We start from the raw sequence: 17,436 nt of genomic DNA, 5'->3' as shown, positions 1-17,436 counted from the left end.
ATAACTATTCGTTTATTTCTATTTTTATAAGCCCAGCATTAAACTGAAATAGCCGCTTTAATATGAGGATGAGCTTGATAGTTTTGTAATTCAAAATCTTCAAAAGTAAAATCAAAAATACTTTTAACTTCAGGATTAATCCACATATTGGGTAACGCTAAAGGCTCACGTGTTAATTGCTCGTCTACTTGCTCAAGATGATTTAAGTATAAATGTGCGTCACCAAAAGTATGTACAAAGTCACCAAGTTCTAAATCACAAACTTGCGCAATCATCATGGTAAATAAAGCATAACTGGCGATATTAAAGGGCACCCCAAGGAAAATATCAGCACTTCTTTGATATAACTGACAGCTCAACTTGCCATTTAAAACATAAAACTGAAACAGCGTATGACATGGCGGCAAGGCTTGTTTACCTAATGCTGCATTTGCAGATGGACTTATTGAGGTATCAGGCAGTAACGCAGGATTCCAAGCAGTTATAATATGTCTGCGCGAGTCAGGATTATTTTTTAAATCATCAATTAGTTGCGCTAATTGGTCAATGGTTGCCCCATTTATTGCTGGCCAGTTACGCCATTGCACGCCATATACTGGACCGAGTTCACCTTCTTCGGTTGCCCAAGCATCCCAAATTTTTACGCCGTTTTGCTGTAAATAAGCGATATTAGACTCGCCCTTTATAAACCATAATAACTCATGAATTATCGACTTAAGGTGACACTTTTTCGTGGTTACTAACGGAAAACCTTTTGCAAGATCAAAACGCATTTGATGACCAAATATACTTTTAGTACCCGTGCCGGTACGATCAGATTTTTCAACCCCTTCGTCTCTAACATGGCGCATTAAATCAAGATATGCTTTCACTAGGTTTTCCTTTAACGTTATTAATAAGAACAATTGAACCAAGTTAATTAATTAACATGGGATTAGTTGCTGCCAAATACGTAATATCAGCGCGATAATGATAACGACTGATTTACAATACTTGCAGTTTATCAGTACTTAGCATTTTTTGGCATGAAATTGTCAGCTACTAGGCAACATTATTATGATAAAAGTGAACAACGCTGTGCCTAATACCACATCATTTTAATTGCTACTAACATCAAAAATAGTGCGAAGCCTTTTTTCAAATAAGGTAATGACAATTTAGCACCTGCTTTAACACCAAGTGGCGCAAATAATGATGACGTTAATACTATGCCTAATAAAGCAGGCAAATAGATATAACCGATACTCCAAGGCGGCAGGTCACTTCGTCCCAAACCGACAAAGACATAGCCCAAAGTACCAAATAACGCGACAATAATGCCACAAGCGGTAGCAACACCAATAGCTTGTCGCATAGACAATGAGCAATACATTAAAATAGGTACCAATATCGCCCCACCAGCAATACCCATTAAGCTTGCTAAAACGCCAGTAAACAGCCCAATAAATTGTAACCACCATTTCGTGGGTAATGGCACACTGCGCTCGATTTTAATCGATAAGAACATGTAGAGCGCTAAAATAAGTACCGCGCTACCAAATATAGTTGTTAAAGCTTTTAATGACAGTAACCCAGCGATAATAGCGCCAAGTACAGCACCAATGGCTACCGTTATTACTAGGCTTTTTGCCAGCGGCCAAGGAATATTACCATTTTTATGATGGGCAAAAGCGGCAGAGGTGGAAGTAAACATAATCGAAGCCAAAGACGTTGCAAGCGCCATAGGAAAAGCTAGCTCGGCACTTATACCTAATAATGGTAATAAATATACCAATACGGGCACAATAATTAGCCCGCCACCAATACCCAGTAAACCGGCAAAAAAACCAACCACTGCGCCCAGCAGGGCACAAGCTGCAAAAACACTAATAAACATCGAAATCACTTAACTTATAATGGCGTAATAAAGGTGCTGTAAAGCACTTATTGTAATCTTGCATGAACAAAGTCTCCTAACCCTAATTTAACTAATTGCTCATGCATATAACTATGTACTTCTTGGGTATTCGTTAAGCTCAATACCTGAGTTAAAATTTGTGTTAACTCGTGATATTTTACATGACGAATCACCCATTTAACTTTTGCAAGACTATGTGCACTCATACTTAAGTTTTCATATCCCATAGCGATAAGTAAAAGCGCACCGGTAGGTTCATTTGCCAATTCACCACAAATGCTTAATGGCACACTTTTTTCTTGGCTTTTTTGCGCGATATAGTTCAGTGCACGTAAAACCGCGGGATGATAAAAGTCATATAAACTTGCTACACGGCTATTATTACGATCAACGGCTAATAAATATTGCGTTAAGTCATTGCTGCCAACAGAGAAAAAGTCAACTTTCGCTGCTAAATCTTCTAACTGAAAAATAATGCCCGGCACTTCAATCATCACCCCTATTTTTGGTCGTTCTAACGTGTGACCTTCTTCACAAAATAATTCTGTTGTAAGCTCAAAATATGCCTGATTAATCAGCCTAATAGCTTCATCTACTTCCGTGATACTGGAAATCATCGGTAACATGATAGCTAAGTTACCAATGCCATGATTTGCCTTCATCATGGCTCGAATTTGCACTAAAAATATCTCGGGGTGATCGAGTGTAATACGAATACCACGCCAACCTAAAAATGGGTTAGCTTCAATAATGGGAAAATAAGGGAGTGATTTATCGCCACCCACATCTAAGGTTCGCATGGTGACCGGCTTGCCCTCGAATGACGCTAACACTTGACGATATAACACCGTTTGTTCTGACTCAGATGGAAAACAACTGCGATTCATGAATGGAATTTCAGTACGATACAAGCCAACGCCATCAGCACCGACATTTTGTGAGTATTCAAACCCTGCCGATAAACCAGCATTAATTAATAAGCTGACGCTGTGGGCGTCTTTTGTCGACGCAGGTAAATGTTCAGCTTCTTTTACTTGTAAATTGAGTAAATTTTCTGCCGCTAGAATATGTTGATATTCATTAATCAGTGCCTCACCTGGATTTACATAAAGCTGATAAGCGTACCCATCTAAAATGGCATGCTTTTTATGCAACTGACGAATAGCAAAATAGTCAACGCCCATAATCGCTGGAATATTTAAAGCTTTAGCTAAAATGGCAGTGTGAGAGTTATTTGAACCTGTGATTGAAACAATTCCCAACAACCCAAGGTGCTGATATTCAGCGAGCATGGTTGCACTCACATCTTCTGCAACCAATATGAATTGCTCAGGTAATTTTTGGTCCTGTTCGGCCAAGTTTTGAATATTATTTAATAATCGATTACCTAAATCTTTAATATCATAGGCACGCTCACGCAAGTATTCATCATCTAAAGCTTCAAATTTCATAACATAATGATCAACAACCAATTTGAGAGCACTTTGTGCATTCCAACCTTGCGTTATTTTAGCGATAACTTCGGCTTTGAAATTATCACTCTCAAGCAATTGCTTATACACATCAAAAATATCGAGACTGTTGTCTGAAATTATTGCTTTTAACTTTTCACTCATCTGAGAGAATTCAGCAATTGTACGACTTGCCGCATCATTAAAAATTATTAACTGCTGTTGGCTATCATAGGTTTTGTCAACCGCAATAGTGGATAGGTCTGCTTTGGGATGCACGACAATCATTTCACCAATCGCAACTCCAGGCGCACCACCTATACCTATAAGGTTCTTACCTAGGCTTTGATTACCATGACATAACTCAATCATTCCTTGTGCTTCAACACTGGCCAATGCGGTTGCAAGCTGAGCCGACAGTGTCACCAGAAATGCTTCTTCGTTTTCATTAAAAACACGGGCTTGTTCTTGCTGCACAGTTAATATGCCCAAGACTTTACGTTGATGAATAATTGGCGTACCTAAAAAGGCTTTAAAATTTTCTTCTTCTACTTCTGGTGCATGAATAAAATCAGGATGTTGCTGGGCGTTGGCAATATTGATGGGTTCTTCACGTTGCCCAACTAGACCAACAAGTCCTTCGGTAAAACCAACGCTGGTGCGGCCAAAGGCATTTGTTGCTAAGCCGTTAGACGCCATTAAAATGAAGTGTTGTTTCTGATGATCAGCTAAATATACTGAACAACATTGGGTAGAAAGTGCGTCTTTAATCTGGCTAACTAAGCGCAATAGCGCCTGGTCAAGCTCTGATGCTTGACTAAACTCTAGAACAATTCGGCGCAAAATAGTAAGCATTACCGTCCCTTTAGGTTAGTTCTTTTTTGTGCATGTAGACATCATACAAACTAGTATGATTGAAATGACAAGTGCTAACTCAGCACAACTTAATGATGTTAGATATATTATCTATGATAATTCAATAACGTTAAACTAAATAGCTCACCGAAGTGAGCTATTTTACAAGACATAATAATAATCTAGGTTGATTAATAGTTAAGCACGACGTCGGCGACGCTCTTGACGAAAACTAGGCATTGCCGCTAGAGCAAATTCTTTCATCACTTTGCGATAAACCTCGCGTTTAAATGACACAACTTGTCTTACTGGATACCAGTAAGAAACCCAACGCCAGTCATCAAACTCTGGATGACTTGAATGTAACAAATCAACCGCTGACTCTGGTGCTGTCAATTGCAGTAAAAACCATTTCTGCTTTTGACCAATACATACGGGTAAACTTTCGTGCCTAATTAACCTTTTTGGTAATTTATATCTTAACCAATGCTTAGTGGTCGCTACAATTTTAACATGTTCAGGTTTTAAACCGACTTCTTCGTCTAATTCCCGGTACATGGTTTGCTCTGCAGATTCACCCTCGTCAACGCCACCTTGTGGATATTGCCAAGAATGCTGACCAAAACGCCTTGCCCAAAATACTTGTCCCCTGTCATTGATTATTACTATGCCGACGTTGGCTCGATAGCCTTCGGCATCTATCACAGGAACTCCTGACAGCATTAAATAATGCTTTGATTCTTCCACACTCTGGACTTTTGGGCAAACATTTATTATCAGAAACCATCACAATATGTCGGTATTAGTGATTGTTTACCCATAACATTTAAAAGTTTCAAACATAACAAAAAATAATTGCCTTGCTCAAAGCCGTAAAGCTGAATAATAATAAGCTAAAGAAAATTGATTCAAGAGTCAGTATTGAGCAGTACAAAAAGCCCTAAAAACGAAGCAGAATTATTGGCACGAGCACAAAATCTTGCCGGTATGTCGCTAGGTGAAATTGCAAAATCTATTAATGTTGCTGTACCTAAGGACCTAAAACGTGAAAAAGGCTGGATCGGATTATTGCTGGAGCAAGTATTAGGTGCTAGCGCAGGCTCTCGACCTGAACCTGACTTCCCGCATTTAGGCATCGAGCTAAAGTCATTACCGATTAATTATCAAGGCAAGCCTTTGGAAACGACCTTTGTATGCGTTGCCCCGCTTACAGGTTTAGTTGGCGCCCAATGGAAAACCAGTCATATTCGCAATAAAATGGCTCGTGTATTATGGGTACCTGTTATTTCTGAGCGAAGCATTCCGGTTGCTGAACGCATGGTCGGCACGGCTTTTATTTGGTCACCTTCAAAAGAAGAAGAGCATCTACTTGCTCTTGACTGGCAAGAGCTCACTGACATGATAGTACTAGGTGATGTGGAGAATATTCACGGTAAGCATGGCCAAGTTTTACAACTTCGACCTAAAGCAGCAAACAGCCAAGCAAAAACCCAAGCATTTAATCGTCTTGGTCAACCATTTATGACCTTACCTAGAGGGTTTTATTTAAAAACGAGCTTTACACAGGCACTGCTTAATAGGTATCTGCGTATAAACTTATAGCGAGTCAAATTTTAAAGTCATTGAAATAAAAGTAAATTATAATTATAATTATAAAAACCATAGCTAAAATTAACCAACCGCGTTATAAATTAATATATATTAATACAAGGCACTGTTATTTTCCCATGAAGTTCGGCAATAAATTTGATCGCTACATCGCAGTAATATTTTTCATGACAATTGTCACGGTTATTTTGACATCTTATTTTACCCTAAAAGATGTAATAAATAGCCACAATAAACAAGTACAAAGTGCGATAACTCCCCTATTTTCCTTAGTCACTAGTGAAATACTGCGACCATTAAATGTGGCAAATTTTATGGCTAAAAATCAGTTTGTTATCGATTATGCCAGCCAAGAAAAAATTGAAAAAGACTATATTGTCTCTTACTTAAATAAAGTTGCCAAATCATATAATATGATTGCGTTTATAGCGTTAGAAAAACACAACCTAATGATCGACTCAAACGCTAAAGAATCCATGTTAAGCAGCAAAGAAACTGAGTGGTACAGCCGCCTTAAAGATTTACCAGGCGACCAATTTACCGACATAGGCAATTCACAGAACCCACATTTATACTTTGATAATAAAATTCGTAATAGTAACGGTGAGTTCATAGGCTTTACCGGTGTAGCCATTGACCTAAAGTATTTTGCTAGCAAATTTCAAGAATACAACGAACGTTTTGGCTTTGAATTATACTTTGTTGATAGTAATAATATTATCACCTTATCTTCAAATAAAATTATAAAAACCGAAAGCCATCATCGCCAAGAATTAATGACTCGCTTGAGTGATTTGCCTTGGCACCAATCACTTATCAAAAATAACGCCGCTGATAAAAACTTAAGTTCAGAGGTCATGTATACCTCTGACGAGGGTTTGCTAATTTCCCAAATGCCAATACAAGAGCTTAATTGGCGTATGTTTATTGTCTCACCACCTGCGGCTCAACAAAGTGAGTATTGGAAAATATTTATTGGCCGTTTTATCCTATTTTTCATCGTTGCTATAATTTTTTATCTGATACTTTTAAATAGCATTAATTATTTAAAATCGCGTTTAATTAAGCACGCTGAAACAGATCACTTAACTCAACTACCTAATCGTAGTCATGTGCATTGGCGCTTTGATAGTATAGCTAAAACTAATGAAAACCTTTGTCTGGTTATTGCTGACATCGACAACTTCAAACATATTAATGACACTTACGGGCATTTAGTCGGTGATGATGTACTGCGTATTATTTCTGAACAATTGTCACAAACGTTACGAAAAATTGACGTTGTTGGCCGATGGGGTGGCGAAGAATTTGTTATGTTGTTACCAGAAACAACAGCAAGCCAAACTCTTATTATTGTTGAGCGTATTAGAAAAAACATAGCGGCTATTTCTTTCCCTATATCAACAACTAGTGGAACCTTTACTACCACCATTAGCTTTGGTATTTGTGAACTACCTTTAAAAAATAAAACGATAGAAGATTATATAAAAGGCGCGGACAAAGCTTTATACCAAGCGAAAGCTAATGGTAGAAATCAAAGTGTGATTTTTAATTAAATGGTCATATTCCCGCTAAGTGAAATCCAGGTAAGCGCATTGGGCTTATAAGGCTCTTATAGCACCTTTAAGCATAGTTTTAAAAACACTTAGAAATCTACCAGTTAAGTAATATAAACAGCTAAACGATAGCTTAGAATAAGTTATCGTTTAGTATGTAATTTAACTGTTTGGCTTATACTGACACTACTTTGGCTAGCTATTTTTTGCCAGTCAGTATTTGCCGCTTCTAAACAAACAAATTCATTTTCACCATGGCTATGTAAGTCAATCATGGCTTGAGCATCTTTACCCGGATTCCATAACACCCACTGCTGACATCCTTGACTCAAAACCTCAATCTCTCTTTGCCATTTATGATCAACAATAACCATCTTATCGCTACTGTGATAAATACGGTCAATTGGGCCTAAACAACTTTTTAGTGTTGATTTTTGATCATTACTCCCTTTTAGTTTGTCATCATAAAGCACATTATTTAATGCCGAAATTTCAGTTTGCTGCGGATCGCCAACACAAAAGTAACTGTGTAAGGCGCCAGTATATTCTACCGTTTTTTCAGATAAGTTGGTCATGACTAAACTTTGTTGAAATGATTCATCAAACACCAAAGTCTGTGTTAATTCAAATGCTGTAGGCCAATGTGGTGAGCATTGCTCAGCCTTTAGCGATAAGGTTATTGTAACAGCCGACGCTGACATTAGTGTATCAGCAACTTCCCATTGACTTTGCCTAGCAAAACCGTGGTTACTGACTTTACTTAACTCGCCATTAGGTAACTTAACCTCACCGCCAAACCATGGCCAGCATAGCGGCACACCACCACGAATAGCTTTGCCCACACTATAATGACTTGTATCACTGAGCCAAAACACGGGTTGTTGCCCATTAGGCTGCCAACTAAGCACTTGGCCGCCATACAAGCTTACCGAGCCTTGACCTTTTTGATGAAAAAACCGCAAAGCTTGCAAGCCATTGGCAAGTTGATATAACTCAATACGGCCAAATTCATTTTCTAACAATATTTCTAGCATTTATCAGCTCTCTTTATTTTATAGTGCATATATCGAACGCCACACTTTTATAAAGTCATTCTAGGTAATTGTTCGGGTGGATGAAAGCGTTAAAGTATTCCGATCGACTTTCATCACATCAGAAATAAAGTGTCAGTAATACCAAATAACTTAATGATTTTATCACTTAGCGAAATCAAAAATACTTACAGGTAAGCTAGTAATTTAAAAATTAGTATTTTAAATTAATGTTCGACCACAGCCCTAAAAACTCACTTATTTGCAGCAAAATCATTGAATTAAAGCACACGAACCATAAGTTTTAAATTATGCCTTCGGAGGTTAAGTCACAATAAATTTCACATAAAAAAACTTATAAAACATAAAAAAATCACCTAAAGACTTTGCTTGTTCTAAGTTAGCTGCTAGAACTTTAGTGACATAGTTAATTCACTTAGTATCACTTTTATCTGAAAAATCTGAAAAAAAACTATGGTTCGTTATTTGAACATTCAAATTTCGACATATTCATCACATAATTTAAAAATTACATGCAACTACAATGCGATTAGCCAGATAGTCATACTAGGCCTATCTGGCTAATCTGATCCTGACTACTTATTTTTTCTAAAGCAATGATCTGATAACATATTGAAGAATGCCGCCATGGCGAAAATATTCGAACTCATTTGGTGTATCAATACGTATGTCTGTTTCAAAACTAAGGCTTCCACCGTCAGCTTTTAGCACCTCTACTTTCACTTGTTTCTGGCCAGCCTCAACCGCTTGAATAGAAAATTGCTCTGTACCATCTAAATCGTAAGTGCTTGCCCCTTCACCTTGTTTAAACTGCAGGGGTAATATGCCCATTCCGATAAGGTTAGAGCGATGGATACGCTCATAGGTCTCAGCAATAACCGCTTTCACACCTAATAACAGCGGCCCTTTGGCAGCCCAATCTCGAGAACTACCGGTACCGTACTCTTTGCCAGCAATAACAATAGTGGGAATATTTTCAGCTATATATTGATGCGCAGCCTCAAATACCGTCATCTGTTCACCGTTAGGTTGTTTACGTGTAAAACCACCTTCAGTACCGGGGGCAAGCTGATTTTTTAGTCTAACGTTTGCGAAAGTACCGCGCATCATTACTTCATGGTTACCTCGTCTAGAGCCATAAGAGTTAAAGTCTTTTTGCTCAACGTGATTAGCACGAAGATAATCAGCAGCTGGAGTATCTTTGCCGATGGAACCTGCAGGAGAAATATGGTCAGTGGTAACACTGTCTGCCAATTTCAATAAACAACGCGCATTTTCAATAACTTTAATTGGCTCAGGCTCAGCTGGCATATTTGCAAAAAATGTCGGTTTTTTCACATAAGTACTGTCTGGCCAGTTGTAAATATCGGCGTCAACAGTTTCGAGATTTTCCCATATATCACCGCCGTCATAAACAGAGCCATATTTCTCTGAGAACATCGACTTATTGACCACACGAGTGACAATCTCTTGTATTTCTTGTTGGCTTGGCCATAAGTCTTTTAAATAAACTGGCTTGCCAGCACTGCTGATACCAAGTGGCTCTTTAGTAATATCAATTTTCATATTACCCGCCAGCGCATAGGCGACCACTAGCGGTGGTGACGCTAAGTAATTCGCTTTAACATCTGAATGTATTCTGCCTTCAAAGTTGCGATTACCTGATAAAACCGATGTTACGGTTAAATCACCTTCCCTAATCGCATTAGAAATGGCCTTGGGTAATGGGCCTGAATTACCAATACAGGTGGTACAACCATAACCTACCAAGTTAAATCCCATTTTATCTAGCTCTTTAGATAACCCTGCTTTGTTTAGATATTCAGTCACCACTTGTGAACCTGGGGCAAAACTTGTTTTAACCCAAGGTTTAACCGTAAGTCCTAATTCATTGGCTTTTTTTGCCAACAGCGCAGCAGCAACCAACACAGATGGATTCGAAGTATTAGTACAACTGGTAATCGCAGCAATTACAACCGCACCTTCATGAAGATCAAAGTCTTGTTCATTATGACGATAAGATACGGTGGTTTTTGAACCAATATTTTCTGCACCACCTTCATCATCAAAGTTAGATTCCTGCTTGTCGTTAGTCGAAATAACTAATTCGTTTTGTTCTGTTATCCAATTCTGAAACGCAGTCGCTGCTTGATCCAGATTGATCCTGTCTTGTGGGCGTTTCGGTCCAGCGATGGCAGGAACAACAGTGTCTAAATCCAAAGCGAGTGTTGCATGATACTCGGCATGTTCTTGAGCTTCACTGCCCCACATACCTTGTGCTTTTGAATAAGCTTCAATAATTTCGATCTGTAGCTCACTTCGACCAGTTAACGCCAAATATTTTGTCGTTTGTTCATCGATAGGGAACAAGCCACACGTTGCACCATACTCAGGCGACATATTGGCAAGTGTTGCCCGATCGGCCACGGTTAAGTGTTTTACACCAGCACCAAAAAACTCGACAAATTTACCCACTACGCCAAATGCACGCAACTGTTCTGTAACCGCTAATACTAAGTCGGTCGCAGTTGCTCCTGGGGGTAACTTGCCTTTTAATTCCATTCCCACCACTTCAGGTATTAACATAGTCACGGGCTGACCTAACATGGCCGCTTCGGCTTCAATACCGCCTACGCCCCAACCAAGCACACCTAAGCCATTGATCATTGTGGTGTGTGAATCGGTACCGACTAGGGTGTCTGGGTAAAGTAACGGTGTGTCTTGCTGTTCATCGACAAAGGTCACACGGGCTAAATACTCCAAATTGACTTGATGTACAATGCCTTTTCCTGGTGGCACTACTTTGAAATTATCAAATGCACTTTGCCCCCACTTCAAAAACTGATAGCGCTCTTTATTACGCTCAACCTCAATTTCAGTATTACGCTTAAACGAATCAGCCTTACCGAATTCGTCTACCATAATTGAATGATCAATAACTAAATCTACCGGTTTAAGCGGATTAATTTTATTTGGATCGCCGCCTAAGTCCAACATCGCATTGCGCATAGCAGCTAAATCAACAACCGCGGGAACACCGGTAAAGTCTTGCAGTATGACTCTAGAAGGTACAAATGCTATTTCGGTATCAGAAGAGGAACTTGTGTCCCATTTAGCTAAGTTTTGAATATCGTCTAGCTGAACATATTTTTCATCACTGTGGCGGAGCAAGTTTTCTAATAATATTTTTGCCGTCAGCGGTAGCCTTTTGGTATTAGCTTTTAATGTCGATAGGTCAAAGTAGTTATAATCTTTGCCTCGTACCTTTAGTGTCGATATATGCTTATTTAAAAATGCCACTTTACTCTCCTTTTGACCGTTGCCGGCCTTTTTTAAGGTAACTTATTGAGCGATTACTCATCGTAATTCAAGCCATATTTTTACAGCAAAAATCTTGAGTCTACAAAAACCGTAAAGATAAGATCTTTGCCCTAGATCTTAAATATAGCTGTTCTAATTATCAATCCATCTGTTTTTTCTTAATAACATAATAAATAACAAACAGAATGATGGCGGCTACAATGGATGTTATTGCCAAACTCGAGGGCTCTTTAATAAATTCCAGTGCGCCCTTGCAAAAAAATGCTGTGCTTAAGCAAGTCTATGGGAGCAATGCCTATTGTCGAGCCTAACATAAATTTGAAAATGTTTATCTCAAGTCTGCCTGCTAAAATACTTGTTATAGTAGAAGGTAAAGTAGGAGTTAGACGCAATGCAAGAATAGCCCAAGCGCCCTTATCATCCTTTTTCTTTTATTGTGTCAGTATGCTTATTTATCCTCCCCAAAAAGAGTCGGTCCCAATAACAGCTACTATTGTGTATCCACTTAGACTCGCTCTAAGGAAGCCAAGTATGCAAATTAAATGTAGTCAGTAGTATTCGACTTATAAAATTTATAATGCTGTAGGTATTCATTATAATCATTTAAAAAATGAACAGAGAATAATTAACTTGGTCTAGGGTTCTGATGGGTAAAAAAGAAAGGGAAAAAGCCCATCAGTAGTTACTGACAAGCTTTAAACTTATTACGGGGTTTTAGACGCGGATGTAACCAATAATTTTCACATTACTTTACGTAAGCTTTCGGCATATCACTTGGCGTTGTATAACGATCACGCAAGGCGTCTTGGCGGCTGCGGGTCGAATATTCTTTACCCCCAATCCACATTTGACTAACCTTAGTACTGAGCTCAAATGGATCAGCACTCCACAACACTAAATCTGCCGTTTTACCGACCGAAATTGTGCCACTATCAAGGTTAAATGCTTGTGCAACATTAGCCGTTACCGAAGCAAGTGCAGCATCAGGTGATAAACCATTCGCAATTGCATTACCGGCATGGAAACGCAGTTGATAGAGATTATGGGTATCGCCGTTAACCGTCAAAACTACCGTCACGCCCGCTTTAGTTAACTTAGCTGCATTTTCAAGTGACGAATGTAAAGAATCAAAACTACCTGGTAAGTTATCTAACGCCGTCATCACAACAGGTACTTTAGCTTCAGCGATTTTATCAGCAATTAATACCGCATCAGCAGCGCCAACAAATACCATATCTAATGAAAACTGCTTTTTAAGCTTTAACAAAAACAATAAGTCTGTAGCGCGGTCTGCATAAGCGACTAAAGCTTTTTCACCCGCGAGTAGCGCGTTAATAACTTGCGCTTCACGACTTGGCTCTTTTGCTTCTTTTTTGTCTTTTGCGTCATTAGTTTTCTTTTTCGCTTTTGCTAATTCTTTAACAGCATCTTCAAGTTTAAATTGTAGATTTTGTAAGCTTAACGCTCGCGAGCCTTTACTTTTAGAACCTAAATCAATAACAACACTTTTGTTACTAGCTCGAACGCTATCAAACTCACCCGAAAGGTCAGCGACAAAAGTTTGGCCTTTAAACATATCATCACCACCACGAGGGCTGACAACATTACTGGTAATTCCGCCTTTACGACTATATGGAATAACTGTAGAGCGTGGATTGAACGCTAAACTTGCATCAAAGGTAATATCAGCTTTTTTATCGCTGGCATCACGACTTTTTGAAACCGCGCCAACTTCTACTAGCCCTAATTGGTTCATTGAGCCAATTAAACCCGGAGTTAAAATTTTACCTTCAGCGTCAATAATAGTATCGGCGGTAATGGTTTCTGGGTTGATGGCAATAACTTTACCGTTTTCAATCACTACTGTGGCATTTTCAAGCACACCTTGTTCAGTTACCGTGTGTACAGTAGCATTAGTAATAGCAAAACTTTCAGCAAAACTTGCTGTTGAACTTGCTAGCGCCAAAGCAATTAGCGATGATTTAAATACTTTAAAATGCTTCATAATCTTCACCTTATCTTTGACCTAACAGGAAATCGCTTTTCGCTTGATATTTTTCATCAAAACGGTCGTAAACTTTCGCGCCATCAACAAATACTTGTTCAGCTTGGGCATAAACACTGAATGGGTTTTGATTCCAAATCACCACATCAGCATTTTTACCATTTTCTAAGCTACCCGTTTCATCCGCTAGACCTAATGATTGTGCTGCATTCGCTGTGATCCACGTTATAGCTAATTCAGGCGTTATCTCAAAACCATTTTCGTTGGCACGATACATAACCTTGCCCGCTTCTTGGTTTAAACGCTGAATGGTACTAGAAGAGTCAGAATGTACTACCGCACAAGAATTTTTTACGGCATCAACAATCGCTACGTTTTCATGCACCATGTCGTAAGCTTCCATTTTAAAGCCCCACCAATCTGGCCACATGGCTGCACAGTTGCCATTTTCAGCCAGCGTATCCGCAACTTTGTAGGCTTCAATAGCATGGTGAAAAGTACCCGAGTGGTAATTAAATTCTTTACCCAGATCGATCATCATCGCCATTTCTTCAGCTTTATAACAATGGTTATGAATTAAAATATCACCATCGAGTACGCCTTTTAAAGTATCTAGTTCTATATCACGCTCAGGTGCTGTAGGATTTTTACCTGCTTGATAGTCAGTGTCATACTTTTCCCAAGCACGTTTATATTCAGTGGCATCAGCCCAAGCCATACGGTAACCAGCCATATTACCCATGCGCGTTGACGGCAAGACTTTACGGCTACCGTAAACCCGTTTTGGATTCTCTCCACAAGCCATTTTCAAGCCATATGGTGCATTTGGAAACTTCATACCTTGCATGGTATGACTAGGAACATTTCGCAGTGTTACACCGCGACCGCCAAATAAATTAGCTGAGCCAGGTAAAATTTGTAGTGTAGTAATACCACCGGCACGCGCTGCTTCAAAACCAGGATCTTGCGGCCAAATACTATGTTCAGCCCATACTTCTGAAGTATTAGGCGAGCTCATTTCATTACCGTCAGAGTGTGACTCTACAGAAGGGCTTGGGTAAACACCTAAATGTGAGTGCACATCAATTATGCCTGGTGTTATCCATTTACCATTAGCGTCAATCTCAACGGCGCCTTCGGCGATTAAGTTGTTACCAATTTTGTTAATTTTACCGTCTACCATCAAAACGTCGGCATTATCCATACGAGTGCCGGTACCCGTTAATACCGTTGCGTTTTTTATTAATGTAGTTTGCAGTGGTAAAGCTTTGTAAGTACTTGGATATGGGTTTTTATTAATCACCACTTTTTCGTCTTGCTGTTCGCTTTGCAAACAACCAGTTAAGGCAACAGAAAGTGCTGCCATCACTAATGATGGTAGAAATTTTTGCATAAATGTATTCCTGTTTTACTCTACATACTGCAAAAAAACACTATGTTATTCAGTCGAGTTTGTATGAGTTTGTGATTATTCAAGTTAAGTTATTTAACCTAAATTATTGTAGATATTATTGCTACAATATTATGAATTGTCTTCGACAACAAGTCAGACATATAGGGGAGATGAGCAATTGCGTTGAACTGCCAACTATCTGCGGTAAATGGATGCTAGCGGAGATTTAAAGTTAAAGTTCAAAGTCACCAAAATCAATATCGCTACTCTTATCAATGCGATGCTTACTTGGAGAATCAAGTAAAGAGGCTTGTTTATCTTCAACAATAACTTCAGCTACTTTAACTTTTACAGGTTTAGTTTTACGATTTTTACGCTGCAAGCAACGTTTAATAACTTTTTGACGCTCGTTAGAATCAAATGATATCCAATTTAAACGTTCGTCTCGCATACGAAAACAACCCGAACATTGTCCTTTGTCATCAGACTGACAAATACCGATACAAGGGCTAGGGACATCAAAAAATTCTAACTGCATCTAGTTATACTTCGTTTAATACCAATTGATTTAAATTAAGCCATTGGGCATATACTTTTAGTATATACCCAATTATCACTTTGGAGGTTATTTAACCTAGTTTATCACTGGCGATATGATAATCAGGGTCTTCAATCACGTTGATTTCCACTAAGCTGCCCGCTTTAGTTAACAATAGCGTACACTCTTTACTTAAATGTCTTAAGTGCATTTGCTTGCCGTGACTAATATAACGGTCGGCTAAAGTATCGATGGCTTCAATAGCTGAATGGTCGGCTACGCGTGAATTTTTAAATTCAACAATAACATCATCGCTATCACCTTCCATATCAAACTGCTCTAAAAAGCTAGATACAGAACCAAAAAATAGTGGTCCAGAAACGTCATAAACCGTTGATCCATTGGAATTTATTGAACGATGAACCACAACATGTTTTGCATGTTCCCAAGCAAACACCAAGGCTGAAACAATAACACCAACTACAACAGCTATCGCTAAATCAGTGGCGACAGTTACGGCTGATACTAAAATAATAACAAAGGCGTCAGCTTTTGGCACTTTGCCTAGAATACGAATACTCGACCATTCAAAAGTACCAATAACCACAATAAACATAACACCCACAAGTGCTGCTAATGGAATTTGTTCAATTAAACCCGATCCAAATAAGATAAAACCAAGTAGCGCAAGTGCTGCCGTAACACCCGACATACGGCCGCGACCACCGGAATTAACATTGATCATGGACTGACCAATCATGGCACAACCACCCATGCCACCAAAAAAGCCAGTTGCGGTATTTGCTGCGCCTTGTGCAATACACTCTTTATTGCCATGGCCACGTGTACCGGTTAATTCATCAATTAAGGTTAACGTTAGCAATGATTCTATTAAACCAATAGCGGCTAAAATAAGTGCAAAAGGTAAAATCACTTGGAATGTTTCAAAACTAAATGGCACGTTTGGAATACTAAATTGTGGTAAACCACCGGCAATAGAAGCCAGAGGATCATTGGTCATATCACGCACGAAATCAACCACTGTACGGGCGTCTAAATCTAGGCTTTGCGCTAAAAATGTAACTACAACAATAGCAACAAGTGATGACGGAACAGCTTTAGTCAGCTTAGGTAAAAAGTGAATAATCGCCATAGTTAACACGATTAAACCCACCATAATTAACATTTGGCTGCCTTGCATCCAGGCCAATACACCTTCATCGTTGGTGACCTTAAATTGCCCTAACTGAGCAAGGAAGATAACAATTGCTAAGCCATTAACAAAACCTAGCATAACCGGATGAGGCACTAAGCGAATGAACTTACCGAGCTTAAAGAGCCCCGCCAGTATTTGCAGCACCCCGGTTAGCACAACCGTGGCAAATAAATATTCAACACCATGAATAGCAACTAAACTCACCATTACAACGGCCATTGCGCCAGTAGCACCAGAGATCATACCTGGACGACCACCAAATATAGAGGTAATTAAACCAACCATAAAGGCAGCGTATAAACCAACCAGAGGTTCAACACCCGCAACAAAGGCAAATGCGACGGCTTCGGGCACTAATGCTAAGGCTACCGTAAAACCAGATAATACATCGTTTTTTAAATTTGCCACTTTACTGGCGTGTAATTCAAACATTATTTTCTCTACTTTGATTAGAACATCAAAAAAATAAGCTGAGTTTAAAACCAGCTTGAATTTAAATACGTTAGGTACAGTCCCGAGAGTATCTTGATGAAAGGTGTTTTAT

12 protein-coding genes and 1 pseudogene are annotated in these 17,436 nt (G+C 39.0%); 2 read left to right on the top strand and 11 right to left on the bottom strand.

Annotated elements, in window-relative coordinates; all coding sequences use genetic code 11:
• Positions 1-38 precede the first annotated feature (38 nt).
• The 4 genes from H4J38_RS05930 to rppH all read right to left on the bottom strand — a co-directional run bounded on the left by H4J38_RS05930 (position 39) and on the right by rppH (position 4,908).
• Positions 39-872: a thymidylate synthase gene (locus H4J38_RS05930; RefSeq protein WP_182130482.1), complete on the bottom strand. Its 834-nt coding sequence runs from the start codon at positions 870-872 to the stop codon at positions 39-41.
• 209 nt (positions 873-1,081) lie between these two features.
• Positions 1,082-1,876, bottom strand: coding sequence for a sulfite exporter TauE/SafE family protein (locus H4J38_RS05925; RefSeq protein ID WP_182130481.1), 795 nt, complete (start codon positions 1,874-1,876; stop codon positions 1,082-1,084).
• 47 nt (positions 1,877-1,923) lie between these two features.
• Positions 1,924-4,203 carry a phosphoenolpyruvate--protein phosphotransferase gene (gene ptsP, locus H4J38_RS05920; protein WP_182130479.1) on the bottom strand — a complete coding sequence of 760 codons (2,280 nt, stop codon included), beginning with the start codon at positions 4,201-4,203 and terminating at the stop codon, positions 1,924-1,926.
• Positions 4,204-4,401: 198 nt separating this feature from the next.
• The gene (rppH, locus tag H4J38_RS05915) at positions 4,402-4,908 is read right to left on the bottom strand and encodes an RNA pyrophosphohydrolase (protein ID WP_182130815.1); all 507 of its coding nucleotides are present in this window, start codon (positions 4,906-4,908) and stop codon (positions 4,402-4,404) included.
• 216 nt (positions 4,909-5,124) lie between these two features.
• On the opposite strand from rppH, the gene mutH reads away from it, so the two are divergent.
• Both mutH and H4J38_RS05905 read left to right on the top strand, forming a co-directional pair.
• The gene (gene mutH, locus H4J38_RS05910; protein ID WP_182130477.1) at positions 5,125-5,805 is read left to right on the top strand and encodes a DNA mismatch repair endonuclease MutH; all 681 of its coding nucleotides are present in this window, start codon (positions 5,125-5,127) and stop codon (positions 5,803-5,805) included.
• 173 nt (positions 5,806-5,978) lie between these two features.
• A complete protein-coding gene (locus tag H4J38_RS05905; RefSeq protein ID WP_182130475.1) occupies positions 5,979-7,367 on the top strand; it encodes a sensor domain-containing diguanylate cyclase in 1,389 nt (462 codons plus the stop codon).
• A gap of 143 nt (positions 7,368-7,510) precedes the next feature.
• Here H4J38_RS05905 and H4J38_RS05900 read toward each other — a convergent pair whose 3' ends face one another.
• The 7 genes and pseudogenes from H4J38_RS05900 to H4J38_RS05870 all read right to left on the bottom strand — a co-directional run bounded on the left by H4J38_RS05900 (position 7,511) and on the right by H4J38_RS05870 (position 17,324).
• Entirely contained in the window at positions 7,511-8,401 is an 891-nt protein-coding gene (locus tag H4J38_RS05900) for a D-hexose-6-phosphate mutarotase (RefSeq protein ID WP_182130473.1), read from the bottom strand.
• A gap of 606 nt (positions 8,402-9,007) precedes the next feature.
• Positions 9,008-11,719: an aconitate hydratase AcnA gene (acnA, locus tag H4J38_RS05895; RefSeq protein ID WP_182130471.1), complete on the bottom strand. Its 2,712-nt coding sequence runs from the start codon at positions 11,717-11,719 to the stop codon at positions 9,008-9,010.
• 251 nt (positions 11,720-11,970) lie between these two features.
• Positions 11,971-12,147: pseudogene (locus H4J38_RS17435) on the bottom strand (hypothetical protein); the annotation flags it as partial.
• Between the two features lie 338 nt (positions 12,148-12,485).
• Positions 12,486-13,745, bottom strand: coding sequence for an amidohydrolase family protein (locus H4J38_RS05885; protein WP_182130467.1), 1,260 nt, complete (start codon positions 13,743-13,745; stop codon positions 12,486-12,488).
• Between the two features lie 10 nt (positions 13,746-13,755).
• Positions 13,756-15,138, bottom strand: a complete 1,383-nt coding sequence (locus tag H4J38_RS05880; protein WP_182130465.1) for an amidohydrolase — start codon at positions 15,136-15,138, stop codon at positions 13,756-13,758.
• 232 nt (positions 15,139-15,370) lie between these two features.
• Positions 15,371-15,676 carry a DUF1289 domain-containing protein gene (locus H4J38_RS05875; protein ID WP_182130463.1) on the bottom strand — a complete coding sequence of 102 codons (306 nt, stop codon included), beginning with the start codon at positions 15,674-15,676 and terminating at the stop codon, positions 15,371-15,373.
• A 91-nt stretch (positions 15,677-15,767) separates the two neighbouring features.
• Positions 15,768-17,324, bottom strand: a complete 1,557-nt coding sequence (locus H4J38_RS05870) for a SulP family inorganic anion transporter (protein WP_182130461.1) — start codon at positions 17,322-17,324, stop codon at positions 15,768-15,770.
• Between the last annotated feature and the right edge of the window lie 112 nt (positions 17,325-17,436).

The organism is Colwellia sp. BRX10-3, assembly GCF_014077505.1.
Classification (GTDB): domain Bacteria; phylum Pseudomonadota; class Gammaproteobacteria; order Enterobacterales; family Alteromonadaceae; genus Cognaticolwellia.
The sequence above is the reverse complement of the archived record's forward strand: the minus strand, read 5'-3'. Positions and strand labels throughout refer to the sequence as shown.

What these genes read in the sequence shown, in the direction of transcription:
- H4J38_RS05925 (WP_182130481.1), bottom strand. Translation starts at nt 1,876, where the DNA reads ATGTTTATTAGTGTTTTTGCAGCTTGTGCCCTGCTGGGCGCAGTGGTT.
- ptsP (WP_182130479.1), bottom strand. Translation starts at nt 4,203, where the DNA reads ATGCTTACTATTTTGCGCCGAATTGTTCTAGAGTTTAGTCAAGCATCA.
- H4J38_RS05905 (WP_182130475.1), top strand. Translation starts at nt 5,979, where the DNA reads ATGACAATTGTCACGGTTATTTTGACATCTTATTTTACCCTAAAAGAT.
- H4J38_RS05900 (WP_182130473.1), bottom strand. Translation starts at nt 8,401, where the DNA reads ATGCTAGAAATATTGTTAGAAAATGAATTTGGCCGTATTGAGTTATAT.
- H4J38_RS05885 (WP_182130467.1), bottom strand. Translation starts at nt 13,745, where the DNA reads ATGAAGCATTTTAAAGTATTTAAATCATCGCTAATTGCTTTGGCGCTA.
- H4J38_RS05880 (WP_182130465.1), bottom strand. Translation starts at nt 15,138, where the DNA reads ATGCAAAAATTTCTACCATCATTAGTGATGGCAGCACTTTCTGTTGCC.
- H4J38_RS05875 (WP_182130463.1), bottom strand. Translation starts at nt 15,676, where the DNA reads ATGCAGTTAGAATTTTTTGATGTCCCTAGCCCTTGTATCGGTATTTGT.
- H4J38_RS05870 (WP_182130461.1), bottom strand. Translation starts at nt 17,324, where the DNA reads ATGTTTGAATTACACGCCAGTAAAGTGGCAAATTTAAAAAACGATGTA.